Annotated in this window: 15 protein-coding genes; 6 read left to right on the top strand and 9 right to left on the bottom strand. The window is 60.6% G+C overall.

The genetic code is table 11. The annotated features are described in order from the left end of the window. Positions 1-53: 53 nt before the first annotated feature. Together ACFQ6Y_RS15575 and ACFQ6Y_RS15570 are read left to right on the top strand one after the other, a co-directional pair. A complete protein-coding gene (locus ACFQ6Y_RS15575) occupies positions 54-758 on the top strand; it encodes a response regulator transcription factor (protein ID WP_042922831.1) in 705 nt (234 codons plus the stop codon). Then, a complete protein-coding gene (locus ACFQ6Y_RS15570; protein WP_378634138.1) occupies positions 755-2,134 on the top strand; it encodes a sensor histidine kinase in 1,380 nt (459 codons plus the stop codon). Before ACFQ6Y_RS15575 ends, ACFQ6Y_RS15570 begins: the two co-directional genes overlap by 4 nt. Here the strand turns inward: ACFQ6Y_RS15570 and ACFQ6Y_RS15565 are convergent. The 9 genes from ACFQ6Y_RS15565 to ACFQ6Y_RS15525 form a co-directional block, all read right to left on the bottom strand. Continuing rightward, positions 2,031-3,020 carry an LLM class F420-dependent oxidoreductase gene (locus ACFQ6Y_RS15565; RefSeq protein WP_378634135.1) on the bottom strand — a complete coding sequence of 330 codons (990 nt, stop codon included), beginning with the start codon at positions 3,018-3,020 and terminating at the stop codon, positions 2,031-2,033. The two genes, ACFQ6Y_RS15570 and ACFQ6Y_RS15565, sit on opposite strands and share 104 nt — an antisense overlap. Positions 3,021-3,026: 6 nt before the next feature. Further along, positions 3,027-3,713 carry an HAD family hydrolase gene (locus ACFQ6Y_RS15560; RefSeq protein ID WP_378634131.1) on the bottom strand — a complete coding sequence of 229 codons (687 nt, stop codon included), beginning with the start codon at positions 3,711-3,713 and terminating at the stop codon, positions 3,027-3,029. Positions 3,714-3,982: 269 nt separating this feature from the next. Continuing rightward, positions 3,983-5,434, bottom strand: a complete 1,452-nt coding sequence (locus tag ACFQ6Y_RS15555) for a catalase (protein ID WP_003943483.1) — start codon at positions 5,432-5,434, stop codon at positions 3,983-3,985. 31 nt (positions 5,435-5,465) lie between these two features. After that, positions 5,466-6,020: a Fur family transcriptional regulator gene (locus ACFQ6Y_RS15550; RefSeq protein WP_378634127.1), complete on the bottom strand. Its 555-nt coding sequence runs from the start codon at positions 6,018-6,020 to the stop codon at positions 5,466-5,468. Positions 6,021-6,377: 357 nt separating this feature from the next. Beyond that, a complete protein-coding gene (locus ACFQ6Y_RS15545; protein WP_378634121.1) occupies positions 6,378-7,523 on the bottom strand; it encodes a hypothetical protein in 1,146 nt (381 codons plus the stop codon). A gap of 661 nt (positions 7,524-8,184) precedes the next feature. After that, positions 8,185-8,832 carry a hypothetical protein gene (locus ACFQ6Y_RS15540; protein ID WP_378634117.1) on the bottom strand — a complete coding sequence of 216 codons (648 nt, stop codon included), beginning with the start codon at positions 8,830-8,832 and terminating at the stop codon, positions 8,185-8,187. Beyond that, the gene (locus ACFQ6Y_RS15535; RefSeq protein WP_378634113.1) at positions 8,816-10,531 is read right to left on the bottom strand and encodes a GMC oxidoreductase; all 1,716 of its coding nucleotides are present in this window, start codon (positions 10,529-10,531) and stop codon (positions 8,816-8,818) included. The genes ACFQ6Y_RS15540 and ACFQ6Y_RS15535 overlap by 17 nt, the downstream gene beginning before the upstream one ends. Next, entirely contained in the window at positions 10,528-12,012 is a 1,485-nt protein-coding gene (locus ACFQ6Y_RS15530; protein WP_378634108.1) for a flavin-containing monooxygenase, read from the bottom strand. The genes ACFQ6Y_RS15535 and ACFQ6Y_RS15530 overlap by 4 nt, the downstream gene beginning before the upstream one ends. Next, positions 12,009-12,533 carry a TetR/AcrR family transcriptional regulator gene (locus tag ACFQ6Y_RS15525; RefSeq protein ID WP_223304522.1) on the bottom strand — a complete coding sequence of 175 codons (525 nt, stop codon included), beginning with the start codon at positions 12,531-12,533 and terminating at the stop codon, positions 12,009-12,011. The genes ACFQ6Y_RS15530 and ACFQ6Y_RS15525 overlap by 4 nt, the downstream gene beginning before the upstream one ends. A gap of 192 nt (positions 12,534-12,725) precedes the next feature. Between ACFQ6Y_RS15525 and ACFQ6Y_RS15520 the strand changes: the two genes are divergently transcribed. The 4 genes from ACFQ6Y_RS15520 to ACFQ6Y_RS15505 all read left to right on the top strand — a co-directional run bounded on the left by ACFQ6Y_RS15520 (position 12,726) and on the right by ACFQ6Y_RS15505 (position 16,142). After that, positions 12,726-13,430 carry a LuxR C-terminal-related transcriptional regulator gene (locus tag ACFQ6Y_RS15520; protein ID WP_378634104.1) on the top strand — a complete coding sequence of 235 codons (705 nt, stop codon included), beginning with the start codon at positions 12,726-12,728 and terminating at the stop codon, positions 13,428-13,430. 167 nt (positions 13,431-13,597) lie between these two features. Beyond that, positions 13,598-13,864, top strand: coding sequence for a response regulator transcription factor (locus ACFQ6Y_RS15515; protein ID WP_378537032.1), 267 nt, complete (start codon positions 13,598-13,600; stop codon positions 13,862-13,864). Between the two features lie 191 nt (positions 13,865-14,055). After that, complete coding sequence (locus ACFQ6Y_RS15510) at positions 14,056-15,099, top strand: sensor histidine kinase (protein ID WP_378634101.1); 1,044 nt, start codon at positions 14,056-14,058, stop codon at positions 15,097-15,099. Next, entirely contained in the window at positions 15,096-16,142 is a 1,047-nt protein-coding gene (locus ACFQ6Y_RS15505) for a hypothetical protein (RefSeq protein WP_378634099.1), read from the top strand. Before ACFQ6Y_RS15510 ends, ACFQ6Y_RS15505 begins: the two co-directional genes overlap by 4 nt. The last annotated feature ends 77 nt before the right edge of the window (positions 16,143-16,219 follow it).

Raw genomic sequence — 16,219 nt, 5'->3', positions numbered from 1 at the left:
AATGCGACGGCCCTCGCTCCGAGCGAGGCCCCAGGCCTTGATCCGATGGCACCATGGCTGGGGTGAGTACACGCGAGCGCATCCTGATCGTTGACGACGACGCGAAGGTTCTGAATTCGCTCGAACGTGGACTCCGATTGTCGGGCTTCGACACGGCAACTGCCGTCGACGGACGATCGGCCTTGTCATCGGTGAACAAGCAATGCCCGGCCGCGCTCGTTCTCGACGTCAACATGCCCGGCCTCGACGGCGTCGGGGTGGTGACCGCCCTGCGCGCGATCGGCAACGAGGTTCCGATCTGCGTACTCAGCGCCCGAAGTTCCGTGGGTGATCGCATCGCGGGGCTGGAGGCGGGCGCCGACGACTACCTCACCAAGCCCTTCGAGTTGGCCGAGCTCGTCGCCAGACTCCGCGCATTACTTCGACGCACGACGCGAGCCACCCCGTCGGTCGACCATCCGATCACGGTGGGACCGCTGACGGTCGATCTCCGTGGCCATCGAGCGCACATCGACGGTAGACGAATCGAACTCACCAAAAGAGAATTCGACCTGTTGTCGGTACTCGCCGAGCACGCCGGTGTCGTACTCAGTCGCGCACAACTCCTGCGACTCGTCTGGGGTTACGACTTCGCTGCCGACACCAATGTCGTCGACGTCTTTGTCACCTATCTACGCAAGAAACTCGAAGTCGACGGGACTCCCCGCGTGATCCACACAGTGCGTGGGGTGGGCTTCGTCCTGAGGGCCGAACGATGAAGCGGCCGCTGTCACTTCAGACTCGCGTAGCCATCGCCTCGGGCCTGGCCGCCGGAATCGTGATTGCCGCGATCGGAATTGCGTTCGCGGTCTTTCTGCGTGTCAACGGATCCGAACAACTCGAACGCACTCTCGATTCCGTCACCCTGGGCGTCGCGGCGAGTGCGCCGAGCCCACTATTCATCGAAACACCAACTGCAACAACAGAACCATCCGTGGTCAGCCCCGGATTCAACGCCGCGACCGTCAGCGCCTTGGCTACCACCGATGTTCGCAGTCGTGATGTTCTGGTGCCCGGCGACAGCGGCGCCGCACTGGCCGTCAGCATCCCCGAAGACCCACTGACCCAGGCAATCCGTGAGCAGCAGTTCCAAGTGGCCGCTGCAGCAGTGGTCGCCATTCTTGCCGCGGCCGGGCTCGGTTGGTTCCTCACGGGCCGTGCCGTCCGCCCCCTACAGCAATTGACCGAGACCACCAGTTCGATCGGCAACAACCTCGACGTCGAAGGACTCTCGCGCCGGGCACCGTCGGTGCGTGGAACGCGCGAAGCCGAAGAACTGTCCGAAGCAATCCACAGCATGCTAAGTCGCATCGAAAGCGATCGAAGCCGCACCGAAGAGGCGTTGGAGTCGGCACGCGATTTTGCTCGCGTCTCCGCCCACGAACTACGCACACCTCTCACGTCGATGCGTACCGATCTGGAAGTTCTCGCAACACTGGATCTCACGGAAAGCCAACGCCGCGAACTGTCCAGCGAGTTGTTGGAGGCGCAGCGCCAGATCGAGCGCACCCTGACCGATCTCGAGACGCTCGCCCTGGGTGAAGTGGCCGATCCCGAGGACTGTGCAGACGTCGATCTCGTGGAGGTTGCCGATCGTGCCGTCGCTGACGCCCGCCGTCTGCACCCTCAGGTCGACGTTCGTTTGAAAGCACCGGAAGAACTTTCGGTTCAGGCCTTTCCCGCGGGTATCCGTCTGGTGCTGACCAACGCCGTCACCAATTCCGTTCGGCACGGCAACGCCGACGAAGTCGAGATCACCGTCCGATCAGGGGCTGCGACCGGTTCGGCGACGGTATTCGTCGACGACAACGGCACCGTGATCGCGCCTTCAGAACGCGAAGCGATGTTCGAAAGATTTGTTCGTGGTACCGGTGCGGGCGACGCCGGAAGCGGTTTGGGGTTGGCCCTCGTCGCGCAGCAGGCGAAGCTGCACGGCGGTAGCGCACGACTCGACAAGAGCCCACTCGGCGGAACTCGATTGATCGTCTCGATCAACCCAATTCGACGTGCAGAGCCTCGAGCAGCGGCTTGGCCGCCTCGTCGAAGAATCGGTCTTGGGTATCTCCACCGATCTGTACCAGTGCCACATCGGTGAATCCGGCGTCCGTGTATGCCTTGACCGCCTCGACGATCACATCGAGATCGGGACCACACGGAATGCTTTCAGCTACATCCTCTTTACGCACGAACTGAGTTGCGCCCGAGAAGCTCGCCGGCGTCGGCAGTTCGGAGTTCACGGACCACCCTCCACCGAACCACCGGAACTGCTGATGAGCTCGGGCGATTGCCGTGTCGCGGTCAGGATCCCACGAGATCGGAATCTGACCGATGGTCCGGCCTGCGGGAGCCAAGCCGTATGCCCGGCCGTGCACATGCTTCCACATGTGTACCAGTTCCGAATCCGGTTGCACGGCAATCAGATCGTCGGCCATCGGACCGAAACGCTCGACGGACTTGTCACCGGACATGGCCAGTGCCAGGGGAACCGGATTCTCCGGGAGATCCCAGATCCTGGCGGACTGGACGTCGAAGTACTCCCCCTTCCAGCTCACCAGGTCTCCTGCGAGCAGTGCGCGAATGATGCTCACCGCCTCCTGCAGCATGTCCTGGCGGGTGTCGATGGACGGCCAACCCTCGCCGACCACATGCTCGTTCAGGCTCTCGCCACTTCCCAATCCCAGGGTGAAGCGCCCGTCCGCGAGGATCTGGATCGTCGCGGCTTTCTGAGCGACGACGGCAGGGTGGTACCTCACGGTCGGACAAGTCACGTACGTCATCAAGCCGACTCGCTCGGTGGCGTGGGCGACTGCTCCCAGCACCGACCAGGCGTAGGGCGCATGCCCCTGCTCGGTCAGCCACGGCGAGTAGTGATCACTCATCACTTCGAAGTCGAAGCCGACTTCTTCGGCCCGAACTGCGTGGCGAACCAGTTCTTTCGGGCCGGCCTGTTCGGTCATCAACGTGTAGCCGAATCGTGCCATCACTGATCAACTCCTGGTATCGAGGCCTGAAACGAGTTCGGAGACCACACTGCCGTCGAGGTGGTCGAGAAGATCGCGAGCGTCGTCGTACACGGCAGCAGCACCCGCGCCTTCGAGTTCGTCGGTCGACATGCCGCCGCTGCGCACTCCCACAGCCACAACGCCCGCCCATGTCGCCGCCTTCATGTCCCAGGTGGCGTCTCCGACCATGACCGCATCTCCCGCGTCGACACCTGCCTTCGCGAGCGCGACCTCGATCAGGTCCGGATCAGGCTTGGCCACGTCGACGGATTCCGAAGAGGTGGCGGCGTAAATCATTTCGTCGATGTCGAGCGTCCGGCGCAGCAACTCCAGTTCGTCGTCCGGCGCCGAAGTTGCGAGCACGACGTGCAGTCCGAGCGAGTGAACTCGGCGGATCAACTCTCGTGCTCCCGGCAGTACCCGGAGGCGGTCAGCCGACTGCCGGTAGTACTTGGTGTGAAGCTCCTTGGCCCGTGGCCCGCACCCGTCGATGTCTTCGCCGAGCAACGTCTCCAGTAGTTGGTCTCCGTCCATGCCGATGCTGCGATGCACCCGCCACGCGTCAACCGGGCGACCTACCTCGAAGAACGCTCGCGACCATGCTTCTACGTGCAGATAGTTGGAATCGACGAGCGTTCCGTCGATGTCGAAGAGAACCGCACCTATTGCCATGGGAATTGACTGCCCAACACCTCGGTTCGCGAAACTTGTGCCCCGAGCATTCTCCGCTCGAGAAGCGGATCATGGAGGGTGCGAACAGCAGAAGTGCACGTCGAACAGGGGTGTCGTCATGGAGTCAGTCGTTGTATTCCTTCTCGCATGCTTCGTCTACTGGTTCGCGCTGCTGTAGTTGGGCAGACAAAAACGGACCGCTGCCGGGAATCGATTTCCCTTGCAGCGGCCCGCATTCGGTACACCTATTCGATTGTCAGGTCAGCGGATCACTGACCTGCGCGTACGCCTTCTTCGACGCGCTTACCCAAATCTGCGTCGACGTTCTTCCAGTACTCGAAGACACGCAGCAGAACTTCCTCGCTGACGCCGGCAAGGGCGTGGCCGACGATGTTGCTCACCAGGCGCTCACGAGCTGCGTCGTCGAGAACTTCACGGACCAGCGTTCCGGCCTGCGTGAAGTCGCCGTCCTCGGCGTGCTCGATGTATCCGGCGCGCACAGCCTTGCCGTCGAACGCCCACAGGCCTTCGTCACCGGCAACCGACGGATCGGCATGCGGTCCGCCGTACGAGTTCGGTGCGTACACCGGCGTCGACGGGGAATTGAAGCTGTAACGCATGGCGCCCTCCTTGGAGTAGGAGTTCACCTCGTTCTTCGGGGCGTTGACGGGCAGGTCGGCGTAGTTGGTGCCGATGCGGTAACGATGTGCGTCGGCGTAGGAGAAGACGCGGCCGAGAAGCATCTTGTCCGGGCTGAATCCGATGCCGGGCACCACGTTCGACGGCTCGAACGAAGCCTGCTCGATCTGCGCGAAGAAGTTCTCCGGGTTGCGGTTCAGCGTCCACTTGCCGACCTCGATCAGCGGGTAGTCCTTCTGGGACCAAACCTTGGTGAGGTCGAACGGGTTGAAGCGGTAGCCCTCGGCCTCGTCGACCGGCATGATCTGAACCTTGAGTGTCCAGCTCGGGAAATTACCGGCCTCGATGGCGTTGTACAGATCCGCGCGGTGGTAGTCAGGATCGCTACCGGCGAGGCTGTCTGCTTCTGCCTGCGTCAGGAACTCGATGCCCTGATCGGTCTTGAAGTGGTACTTCACCCAGAAGCGTTCACCCGCAGCGTTGACCCACTGGTAGGTGTGCGATCCGAAGCCGTCCATGTTGCGCCAGGTCTTCGGGATACCGCGGTCACCCATCAACCAGGTCACCTGGTGAGCGGTCTCGGGGCGCAGAGTCCAGAAGTCCCACTGCATGTCGTGGTCACGAAGACCGGAACCCGGGAGTCGCTTCTGCGAACGAATGAAGTCGGGGAACTTGATGGCGTCCTTGATGAAGAACACCGGAGTGTTGTTGCCGACGAGGTCGTAGTTTCCCTCTTCGGTGTAGAACTTCATCGCGAAACCGCGCGGATCGCGCCAGGTGTCGGGGCTGCCCTGCTCACCGGCGACGGTGGAGAAGCGGACGAGCGACTCGGTCTTCTTACCCGGCTGCAGGAACGCGGCTTTGGTGTACTTGCTGACGTCGTGTGTGATGACGAGTTCACCGAAAGCGCCGCCGCCCTTGGCGTGGACGATGCGCTCCGGGACACGCTCGCGGTTGAACTGCGCGAGCTTCTCGATCAGGTAGTGGTCGTGAAGGAGCACCGGCCCCTGAATACCCGCGGTCAGCGATTCGTCATCACTTGCGACCGCGATACCGAAATTGTTGGTGGTGGGCTTGGTCATGGCGAAGCCTCCTAGCGTTGTGGGCTGGGCGTCAGAGGAGCGGGGCTGCATCCGAGCCGAACGCATGGGCTGCATGCGAGGTGGCTGACTCGGAGGTTCTGGACGCATCAATTCGATTCTGCGAGACCGCGTCCGACTCGGTGTCGGATTCGGCAGAATTCTTCAGGCAATCTTGGCAACGGCCCCAGAACACGACCTCGGCTTCGTCGATTTCGAAGCCGTGATTGTCGGAAGGTTCGAGGCAGGGAGCTTGGCCGACAACACAATCGACGTCGACGACCTTGCCGCAGCCGCGACAGACGAGGTGATGGTGGTTGTCACCAGTCCTCGTCTCGAACCGTGCGGGTGAACCCGCCGGCTCGATGCGTCGCAGCAATCCTGCGTTCACGCATGCCTTCAGCACGTCGTAAACGGCCTGTGTGGATACCGATCCGAGCTGCTGCCGCACGAGTGCTGCAACAGAATCGGCGTCTGAATGCGGTTGGGCTGTAACCGCATCCAGCACGGCGAGGCGCGGAGCAGTGACCCTCAACCCGACGGCGCGCAGTTGCGCTCGGGGGTCGAAGTCATGCTCTCCGTCTCGCATGTTTCCCAGTATGCCGCTTTTCTGGAATTAGTCAAGAAAAGGATTACCTAAGTTGAATCGAGACCGGCGTCACACCCAGTGGTCAGTCAAGGACCCACCGACCGAGGGCCCAATGGCCCGAAACGAGAGGGATTGATTCGAGGCCTGCGCCTGATCTGCCGATCAATACGCATCTGGGGCATGTGCACTCCTCGCAGACATTCCAATCGATGCGCCGTGACTTGGAGGACGATTCTCAGCCCTCCCCGGTCGCCGCGGTCGCACGCGAGCATCGTGGCTTCACAGTTCCGGTGCATGACGACCTGGAAAACCGGAACGCGTCCGGATCGGCGGCAGTCTGCTGAGTCCCTCACGTGTTCAGATCCAGTCGATAAATGCATACTTTCCATCGAAGTTATCCGCAATCGGATTCAAGTTATCAGGATTGGACGCGTCCAAAGAATATCGACTTCCTCCGGATCGAGCTCCAGAAACTGTGATTACACCAGCTTTAAGATCTGGAGAAACTACTGCATTGGAGATACTTCCGGAATCCATCAGCGGAGTTAGTCGCACTGGATTAAGTTCAGCACAGAGCGTGGCGGCAACAAGTGTCAGATTGCTACTTAGGCGTAGCTCCTCAGGAATATCACCCCATTTGATTTCTTCAGCAGCTTGACGCCCTTCGTCATCATCCGTCAACGGGGTGTCAGAAGTCCACAAAGCAATCGAGTCTTGCTTGCCTTCCCCGCCGGTGAAATGCACCAGAAAGCGCGTTGAATCAATCTTCCAGATTGGCTTGCAGGGAAGTCCATCCGGCATCGAAAGGAATACCGGATGATTTTGGTATCCCATTGAATTTTCAGAAACCTTTCCTACTACACCCTTCGTTTTCAAATCAACCGAAATCCAGGCATTATTGACACCATCCCAAAAGACGAGATTGTCCGACGCGTCAAACATCGGCACACTATGGTCAATCTTCGCCGCAAAGTTACCAGCCCCAGCCAGCCATCGAGATACGTCGGTAACCACTCCCGTGGCGGCATCCACGAAGCCGACGTGAGGCTCCTTCGTTTCCTTCTCTTTGAACTCGACGGCAATGAGACTGTAACCTGCATCGAAATACTTCCGCCCACGCTGGTCGTACCCGCAAGATCGGGGTGTTTCAAAATCTGGAGGAAGGTCGAACTGACGCGCGATATCACCCTTCCCGGTTTTCGGATCGACAACAGTAAGCGTGACGCTTTTCGACTCTTTTGCGATGTAACCCTGCGGCTGACTTTTTCCGTCTTTCAGACAAGTGACCAGCAACGGCCCGGACATGCTGCTCATATCAGGGACTCCCGCCACCAAAGCCGAGGATCGAGAGGTGGACGTTGCGGATATCGTGGTAGGTGATGACCCGGTCGCTTCGTTCTCGCGACCTACGCCATCCTCGCCCGGTACCTCACCAGAAGAACATCCAGCCGACACTAGCGCAATGGCGATCGCCAAAATTCCAAGTTTGATCGAATTCTTCACGATAATCCTATTCGGTGGGATAATTACGGGCCAGAGTGCAAGCAAATCCGATTCTTCAATCAGCTTCAAAGCTGAAGATGATCGGTTAGTTTTTTCGCAATCCTGGTGCAGCACCTTTGTTTTACTACCGAACTTTACGAATTTCTGGCATCGCTGTCTGTACTCTGTTCGAATGAAATAGAAAGATCATGTCCACGGTGACGTGCGCGCTTCGGTGGGCTGCGCGGTCCGAGGTAGACCTGCGTGGTGCAGCTTTTCATGACGTGGACAGACTGCGAAATCGGATGAAGATGTTGGCCACAATAGATCGATGATGACGGTTGGAATTTGACGAAGCACATGGTCAAGTTCTTCGTTGACATCGTCGACGACGACGACGGCGATGCCGTTCCGGGTCAGTCGAACTACGTCCTGACTGTCATTCGGGGACGGTTCTTATGTTCCGGCGATCCCCGGGAACAAATCCGGTCGAACCACCGTTGAACACCCTGTCGGCGTCCGAACAAGCCCCGGGCCCCACCCCTTTTGTCGCTGCGAGCGACCACCCGCCGAGAGGCGCCTGTGGGACGTCGACACCTAACCTTCAACACCACACGACCAAAGGCCGCCCGGTCACTGACAGGGGCGGCCTTGGTCGCTTTTCCGCGGGTCAAACCAACTACTACCTGTGCTTGGCTGCTCCCGTAGTCATCTTTCCGCCCAGAATCACGACGCCGTGATGGGTGCCCGCAGCCAACCAGCTCGGCAGTGTCGGCCCCTCCGACTCGACGCTCACACGCGCGTATCGGAACGATCCGGTCAGCCTCGCCGAGGCAATCGCCACACCGCCGCCGGATTCCGGCTGTGCAAACCCCAACGCCCCGGCAATCGGCAGACGCGGCCCGAGCATCCGCGTATCCGAACGCACCCGCCAGCCGTCGCCGGTTGCAGTGAATTTCCGCTGCACGTCTCCGTCGAACTCGGCCAGAACCTTGGGCAGTTGCCAGTGGACCCGTCCGCCGTGCACCGACGGTTCCGAATCCACCGCGATGAAAGGGACCGCCATACGCGGCATCGGCCCGATCCGTTTTCCCGGCGCATGCAAGACGGGGCTGGCGAGGATCTCGCGATACGGACCGACCGGAGAATCGAGGTAGTCCACCATCATGGCTACCGTCATCGGGATCGTTCGACCGTCCGGCCCGAGCTCGCGTGCCGCCGACGTACTGCGGTGCCACCACAGTGTCGCGCGAACGCGAGCCGGCCACGGCGGCGGATCACTCACCGGCCAGTCGACGCGGTCACTTGTCGATTCAGGCACGCTCCACATCGGACACCTTCTCAGCTCGAATGGTCAGGGGAAGCCGCAAAGCGCCTGGTGCATGCGTCGGCACCACCGGATCGGACGGCAAAGTCGGATCGATACGTACGTATGGCTCGCCGGTCTCCGGGCGGGCGTCCGCGCCACCTTTGTTCGGCCACATCGCGCACGCTCGTTCCGCCTGCGCCGTGATGGTCAGGGAAGGATTCACTCCGAGATTCGCGCTCACCACCGAACCGTCCATGACGTGCAGTCCCTCGTGACCGTATGCCCGCAGATACGGGTCCACGACGCCACTGGACGCGTCGTCACCGATCGCGCAGCCGCCCAGAAAGTGCGCCGTCATCGGGATGTTCACGATCTCGGCGATGGAACCGCCCGGATCGCCGTCGATCTTCGCGGCTACCTTACGAATAGCTGTATGGCCCTGCGGAATCCACTGAGGAGGCGGATCACCCGGCCCCGGCCTGCTGGTGAGTGAGCGTCCGAATCGTTTGGTGTTCTTGGAGAGTTCGAGGGAGTTGTCGTCGGTCTGCATCACCAGCGCGATGACGGTTCGCTCGGACCAGTTCCGCACGGACAACGATCGCAAGAACGCACCTGGATGCCGGGCCGCGACCGCCAGGGTCTTCAGCACCCGGGGAGTTCGCCCACCCCCGTCACTCAGGACGGTCTGCAGAAGCCCTATTGCATTGCTGCCCTTGCCGTATCGCACCGGCTCGATGTGCGTGTGATCGTCCGGGTGAAATGACGAGGTGATCGCGACACCTTGCGTGAAGTTCCGTCGACGCGACTTCGACGTCGCGGCCAGCACGGCCTCCGAATTGGTACGTACGACGGTGCCCAGAGTGTCCGACAGGCCCGGCAGAGCATCGGATTCCTTCATACCGAGCAGCAGTCTCGCCGTTCCGTACGTTCCGGCGGCAACCACCACCTGGTCGGCGGTGAACCGAACTTCTCGCCGGCGGACGCCATCCGTCCGCCTCGCGAGCAGGTGGTAACCACCGCTTGCCGCCGGCCGCAGGTCGGTGACGGTCGTGAGCGGATGCACTCTGGCGCCCGCTTGCTCGGCAAGATGGAGGTAGTTCTTGACCAGCGTGTTCTTAGCCCCGACACGGCACCCGGTCATGCATCCCCCGCATTCGGTGCATCCGGTGCGCTCGGGTCCTTTCCCGCCGAAGAACGGGTCCGGCACGGAAACTCCTGCCTCCCCGAAGAAAACACCGACGGGTGTGGACGTGAAGGTCTCCCCCACACCCATTTCTTCCGCTACCTCCTTCATCACCGCGTCGGCGGGAGTGAAGGACGGATTGGTGCGAACACCCAACATCCGCTTGGCCTGGTCGTAGTACGGCGCCAGCTCGTCGTGCCAGTCCGTGATGTGCGCCCACTGACGGTCTTCGAAGAACCGTTTGGGTGGCTGATACAACGTGTTGGCGTAGTTCAACGATCCTCCGCCAACCCCGGATCCCGCCATCACCAGCACATCCGGAAGCAGATGGATACGCTGCACGCCGTAGCACCCAATCCACGGTGCCCACAGATACTTTCGCAGTCGCCAACTGGTTTCTGGTAGCTCGTCGTCGGAAAACCGTCGACCGGCTTCGAGCACCCCGACGCGGTATCCCTTCTCCGTCAGGCGAAGAGCGGCGACACTGCCACCGAATCCCGATCCGACCACCACCACGTCGTAGTGCGTCGTGGTCATGCCTCTACGCTCTCGATCTTGCGAGCCGAGTAGTTCTCACGATCGAAATGCTCCAGCAGCGACCGGAATTTGAAAGTGAACGTCGGCCACTGCACCGAGTTGCGTCCCTCCGGATCGATGTACCAGCTCGAGCATCCACCCTTGTTCCACACCGTGTGCTTCAACTCGTGCTGAATTCCCTTGTTGTAGTGCACCTGTACCGACTCGTTGACATCGAGAGCGTCCAGTCGCTCACGCTTCATGGTGTTCAAGGCGTCGTTGACGTACTCGGCCTGGGACTCGAGCATGTAGACGATCGAACTGTGACCGAGGTTGGTGTTCGGACCGTACATGAGGAACAGATTCGGGAACCCGCTCACTGCAGTGCCTTTGTACGCATTGGGGCTACCGTTCCAATGCGCGGCCAGCGTCTCTCCCTGCTTTCCTGTGATCAGATGCGCTACAGGCGGTTCCGTCGGAGTGAACCCCGTGGCAAAGATGATGGTGTCAACCTTGTGCTCGACGCCGCGTCCGTCGACCACTCCGTTTTCGGTGACCGAGACGAGCCCACTGTCGACCAGACTCACGTCCGCGCGGTCGAGTGTGCGCAACCAGTCGTTGGACAGGAGCATCCGCTTGCAGCCGATCGTGAAATCGGGAGTCAGTTTCCGGCGCAACTCCGGATCTTTGACCTGTCGGCGCAGATGAAGACGCGCGGCCACCTCAAAGGCCGGCAGCACCCACGTCGCGTGGGACATCGCGGCACCGAGTAGCTCACGGAAGCCGTAAACCGCTCCGCGAACGACCTTCTGCGTAGCGGGGATCCGCGAATACAGGCCTTTCTGCGCGGCAGGCAGGGTGCGATCCATCCGCGGAATCACCCAGGCCGGAGTTCTCTGGAACACGGTGACATGGGCAGCAGGGTCGGCAATTTCGGGAACGAACTGAACCGCCGACGCTCCCGTTCCGATCACGGCTACGCGCTCACCACGCAGTTCGTGTTCGTGGTTCCACGTCGCCGAATGGAAAGTGGTCCCGGAGAATTGGTCGAGACCGGGGAAATCCGGGATCTTGGGCGTCGACAACGCTCCGGTCGCGGCGACCAGAGCTTTGGCCGTCAACGATCCTCGAGATGTCCGAATACGCCACAGCGCCGCATCCTCGTCCCACACAGCAGCTTCGAGTTCGCAGTTCAGGACTACGCGTTCCACGATGCCGGTGTCTGCGGCCACCTTCTTCAGATAGTTGTAGATCTCGGGCTGACGAGCAAAGGTATGACTCCAATCGGCGCTCGGCGCAAACGAATACGAGTACAGCGCGGTCGGCACGTCACAGGCACAGCCGGGGTAGGTGTTGTCTCGCCAGGTGCCACCGATATCAGCTCCGCGCTCGATCAACACGACGTCCGCCGCTCGGTTGTCGCGAAGCATTCTGGCCGCCAGGCCCATACCGGCGAATCCGGCACCGACGATCAACGTTTCGACATGTTCGGGAAGCTTCACTTCTTCTCCACTCGGGATTGCCAGGCCGGCAACAGTCGCGCTCTGAGCGCGTCGTCGGCTTCGGATGTACGGAAAAGGGCTGAGACGGCAAGCCCACGGACTAGTTCGATGGTGAGTTCGACCGATTCGGAATCGAAGCGATCGCCGAACAACTCCGCGCTACCGAATTCGAGTGCCTCACTTACCTTGCGTTCGAGAGGCACCGTCGCCGCGTGCAGAACGGGATCGGTTCGCGCCGCGACCCACAATTCGAGGGCGGCATAGAACAGCGGCCCGGAGAACGCGTCCGCCAGGACCTCGAGGCCTCGACCGCGATCCACTTCAGCGGTGAGGATTTCTTCCAGTCGCTTGTCGACCAAATACTCGACGGCTGCAACGACCAGCGATTCCTTCGTCGGAAAATGATGCAGTTGCGTACCCCGCGAAACTCCGGCGCGGCGGGCAATCTCTTGCGTGCTGGTCCGCGCGTAGCCCAGTTCGACTAACGATTCAACGGCGGCGTCGAGCAGGCGCCCACGCATCGCGGCAGTTCGTTCGGCCTGCGTACGGCTTACTTTCGCATCAGACGTGGTCTCGGTCACAACACCACTGTAGAGCTGAAACGTAAAACAGTCCAGGCTGACTTCAAAACTTAGCCAGCCGATAACGCTATCCAGACCAACCGGTCAGCTTCCCTGATAACGTCTTCGCATCGAGAGGAGGGAATCGTCCGCATGCCAGAGCAAACTGCATTTCCACATCGCCGCGTAGGGCTGGTCGAAGACCACGAGTCGGTGGCTATCGGCTTGTCCGTGATGCTGAAGGACGAGCCAGATCTCGAGTTGGTGTGCATCGCGACCACCGTGTCCGAACTGCTCGCTCAGAACGTCGCCGTGGATTTGGCAATTCTCGACCTCCGGCTGGCTGACGGGTCATCGCCCAAGAGCAACGTCGAGCAACTGCGGGCAGCCGGGCTAGAGACATTGATCTTCACCGGAGCAGAGAACCCGTTTCTCGTTCGCTCGGCCGCCCGTGCCGGCGTGCTGGGTGTTGTACGCAAATCCGAGCCGACTGCCGTCGTGGTTGATGCGATTCGTTCCGCCGCGTCGGGAGGGCAGGTGGTGACGACGGAGTGGGCTGCCGCCATTGACGGGGATCCAGGTCTAGGTGAAGTGGGTCTGAGTCCTCGGCAACTCGAGGTACTCGAACTTTACGCATCCGGAGAGAAGGCGGATCGCGTTGCGCGGCTCACCGGATTGTCGCCGCAAACGGTCAACGACTACCTCCAGCGCATCAGGCAGAAATATGCGGCCGCCGGACGGCCGGCCCCCACAAAGACTGATCTGTACAAACGCGCGGTCGAGGACGGGGTGTTGCCGATTCCGGAACGGACGAATTTCGGGAGCAATCTGACATTGACCAACAATGACCTTCAGTAATGAAGCTGTTTCGCTGACAATTACTTTCGCTAAGGCTGCCCCTGGAAATATGGGCAGAGGAATTGATGTCTGGGACAAAGGGCCAACTTCGACTTACATTCTCCTGGTAAGAAGACGGCGCTGTCGGGGAGTCTGTCATTCCGCTATTCGAAAGAAGGACGAAACTCATGACCGTCACTGTGGAAAACTGCACGGCACAAGAACCTGTCGGACCACACCTTTCGGAGCGCGAAGTCGAGGTTCTGAGGGCGTGGCTACTCAGTGATTCGAAGTCACGCGTCGCTCAAAACCTCTACATAAGCGTGGGAACAGTGGGAACCCACCTGTCCCGGATTCGCGAGAAGTATGCCTACGTTGGAAGGAACGCACCGACGAAATGCGAACTACTCGTGCGAGCGATACAAGATCAGATAGTCACGATCGACGAACTCTGACCAGACTGCCTCGCCCGTCCCTGACGGATGATTCGGCAGAGAGTCAATCAAGTGCCACCGATTCCACCTTCACCGACAAGATCCTTCGACTGTTCGGTAGATTCGTCTGTACCGGCTACTTGTTTTACCTGCTCATCCTGATTCCGAATATCAGGGACGCAGCAGCAACCACCGCGGCCTGGTGGACACCGGTGGCAATCTTCGCGATATTCGGAACAGCCGTGGCATTGGGGCTTTCGACGTTCCTCCCCCAGACGATCTGGATTCGTCGAGCTGCCGCAGTCAATGCAATCGTCTACATTCTCGTTGCGTGCACGTGGTGGCCCGCCTGGACCGGCGAACATGTCCAAGGCTTCGGGACGTGGCTCGCCAACATCCCTGGTGTCGCCGGGCTCGCGGCCGCAGCTGCATGGCAGCCTGCCTGGGCTCTGCTGTACCTCGGAGTTGGAGTCACGCTTGTCCAACTGATCAATCACACCATCCGTGAAGCACCCCTGTTCTATCTTCTGATTCCGGACCTCAGCGCTGCGCTGATGTTCTGCACAGTTTTTGTTGCAGCGTCCGTCGTCGCACTTCGCACCGGACAAACCCTTGACGCCACCATTGCCACTACCCACGCTGCGGCCGCCGGCGCCGCGGCTGCAGCTGCCAAGGACGTCGAACGGGAACGTTTCAACGCCCTGATCCACGACACCGTGATGTCGACCTTGTTGGCTGCGGCGCGAAACGACTCCGATTCCACAGTCGCCGAGCAGTCCCGACGCACACTGACCCGCCTGGACCGTCTTCGGTCTGGAGTCGAGTCCGCAGAACGATTGGACCCGGATGCGGTTCTCGCTCAACTCCGTTCGGCGGCATCGGAAGTAGACGAGAACGTCGCCTTCACGTCACACGTCGGGCCGGACGCCAACACTGTCGAGTTTCCGTCGGAACCGGTGAGTGCTCTCGCCGCAGCCTTGAGTGAAGCGCTGCGGAACAGTAAGAAACACGCAGGGCCGGACGCACGCCGTTCAGTCGACGCAATTGTCGAAGAAACTCGAATCGAGGTGACGGTACGTGACAACGGAATCGGTTTCGATCCGCGCACCGTACCGACACATCGACTCGGCATCGCCGTGAGCATTCATGCCAGGGTACGCAATATCCCCGGAGGTGCAGCGCACGTCGGGTCTACTCCGGGAGCAGGAACCACAGTCACTCTGTCCTGGCAGAGACCTGAGAGGGCTCCTCGATGAACAACGCCGCGGGGAGCATCACCGCCGGCAAAGACATCCGCGACCTACTCGGAATGCGTAGCAGATCCGCTCTCGTTCTGGTTGTCTGCTTCACCGTCACGTACTCGATTTCCGCCGCGTACGGGACAAGCGGAGTCAAGTCCTGGTGGCCACTGGCGGTCGCGGTACTCGTTGGGTCGGCAGCTGCTTTCTCCATCGTCCTGACCGACGGGGATCCCATGCCCCTCCCCCAGGGCATCCTTCTCAGTGCTACTGGCTTGGTCGCCTGCGGCGCGGTGTTCATGGTATTGCCGGTACCGGTGCATAATCCGGCACAACTCTGGCCTTTCGGAATGTGTACTGTCGTCTTCACCTTCATGTGCGTGAGGGGAAGAACGGGCTACGCCTGGCTCGGTGTGATTCTACTAATTGCTTCCTCGATTGCCTGGTCGACTGTCACAGGCCAAGGACCGATGTACGGCTTTTCCGAATCCTTCGCCAACGTCGGGCCAGTCCTGATGTCGACGGTCTTCGCCCTCACGATTCGGCCACGAGCCAAGATGATCTTCGCACTACGCCAAGCATCTACCGAACGCATCGCCGCGGAAGCAGCCACTTCGGCAGTCATCGAAGAACGAGACGCCCAACTCGACAGACTCAACATGCTGGCCCGGCCCCTGCTCGAGCGGATTGCTTCAGGCGTGCCGATGGATTCCACCGAGAAATTGGCCTGTGAGCTTCTCGAAGCTCAACTACGTGACTCGCTCCGAGCGCCAGGATTTCAGAAGAATCACGTAGTCGATGCCGTTGCCCTTGCGCGGAGCCGTGGCGTCGAGGTGGTACTGCTCGACGACCACGGAATGGATGACGCGAACCCCGCTGTGCGCGACCGAATCCACTCGAGCATCGTCCGGGAACTCACCGCGATCACGCGAGGCAAAGTGACTATTCGGATCCTTCCACCACGGCGCACCGCCATGGCCACGATGCTGGTCGACACCGAAGACGTTCGACGAATCGAGTTCGATCACAACGGAATGCAACTGATACGGCAGAAGGGTTAGCGAAGCTCGGCACCGCATCCGTGTCCGTCGATCCGACTACAGACAGCACCATCGATCCCTAATAGCTTTCGAGGAGA

This window comes from Rhodococcus sp. NPDC056516 (assembly GCF_042794655.1).
Classification (GTDB): Bacteria; Actinomycetota; Actinomycetes; order Mycobacteriales; family Mycobacteriaceae; genus Rhodococcus_F.
Note: the sequence above shows the minus strand (reverse complement) of the source record. Positions and strands in the feature narration are given on the sequence as shown.

What these genes read in the sequence shown, in the direction of transcription:
- ACFQ6Y_RS15540 (WP_378634117.1), bottom strand. Translation starts at nt 8,832, where the DNA reads ATGTGGAGCGTGCCTGAATCGACAAGTGACCGCGTCGACTGGCCGGTG.
- ACFQ6Y_RS15560 (WP_378634131.1), bottom strand. Translation starts at nt 3,713, where the DNA reads ATGGCAATAGGTGCGGTTCTCTTCGACATCGACGGAACGCTCGTCGAT.
- ACFQ6Y_RS15550 (WP_378634127.1), bottom strand. Translation starts at nt 6,020, where the DNA reads ATGCGAGACGGAGAGCATGACTTCGACCCCCGAGCGCAACTGCGCGCC.
- ACFQ6Y_RS15505 (WP_378634099.1), top strand. Translation starts at nt 15,096, where the DNA reads ATGAACAACGCCGCGGGGAGCATCACCGCCGGCAAAGACATCCGCGAC.
- ACFQ6Y_RS15525 (WP_223304522.1), bottom strand. Translation starts at nt 12,533, where the DNA reads ATGCGTGGGCGCCTGCTCGACGCCGCCGTTGAATCGTTAGTCGAACTG.
- ACFQ6Y_RS15555 (WP_003943483.1), bottom strand. Translation starts at nt 5,434, where the DNA reads ATGACCAAGCCCACCACCAACAATTTCGGTATCGCGGTCGCAAGTGAT.
- ACFQ6Y_RS15520 (WP_378634104.1), top strand. Translation starts at nt 12,726, where the DNA reads ATGCCAGAGCAAACTGCATTTCCACATCGCCGCGTAGGGCTGGTCGAA.
- ACFQ6Y_RS15535 (WP_378634113.1), bottom strand. Translation starts at nt 10,531, where the DNA reads ATGACCACGACGCACTACGACGTGGTGGTGGTCGGATCGGGATTCGGT.
- ACFQ6Y_RS15515 (WP_378537032.1), top strand. Translation starts at nt 13,598, where the DNA reads ATGACCGTCACTGTGGAAAACTGCACGGCACAAGAACCTGTCGGACCA.
- ACFQ6Y_RS15565 (WP_378634135.1), bottom strand. Translation starts at nt 3,020, where the DNA reads ATGGCACGATTCGGCTACACGTTGATGACCGAACAGGCCGGCCCGAAA.
- ACFQ6Y_RS15575 (WP_042922831.1), top strand. Translation starts at nt 54, where the DNA reads ATGGCTGGGGTGAGTACACGCGAGCGCATCCTGATCGTTGACGACGAC.
- ACFQ6Y_RS15570 (WP_378634138.1), top strand. Translation starts at nt 755, where the DNA reads ATGAAGCGGCCGCTGTCACTTCAGACTCGCGTAGCCATCGCCTCGGGC.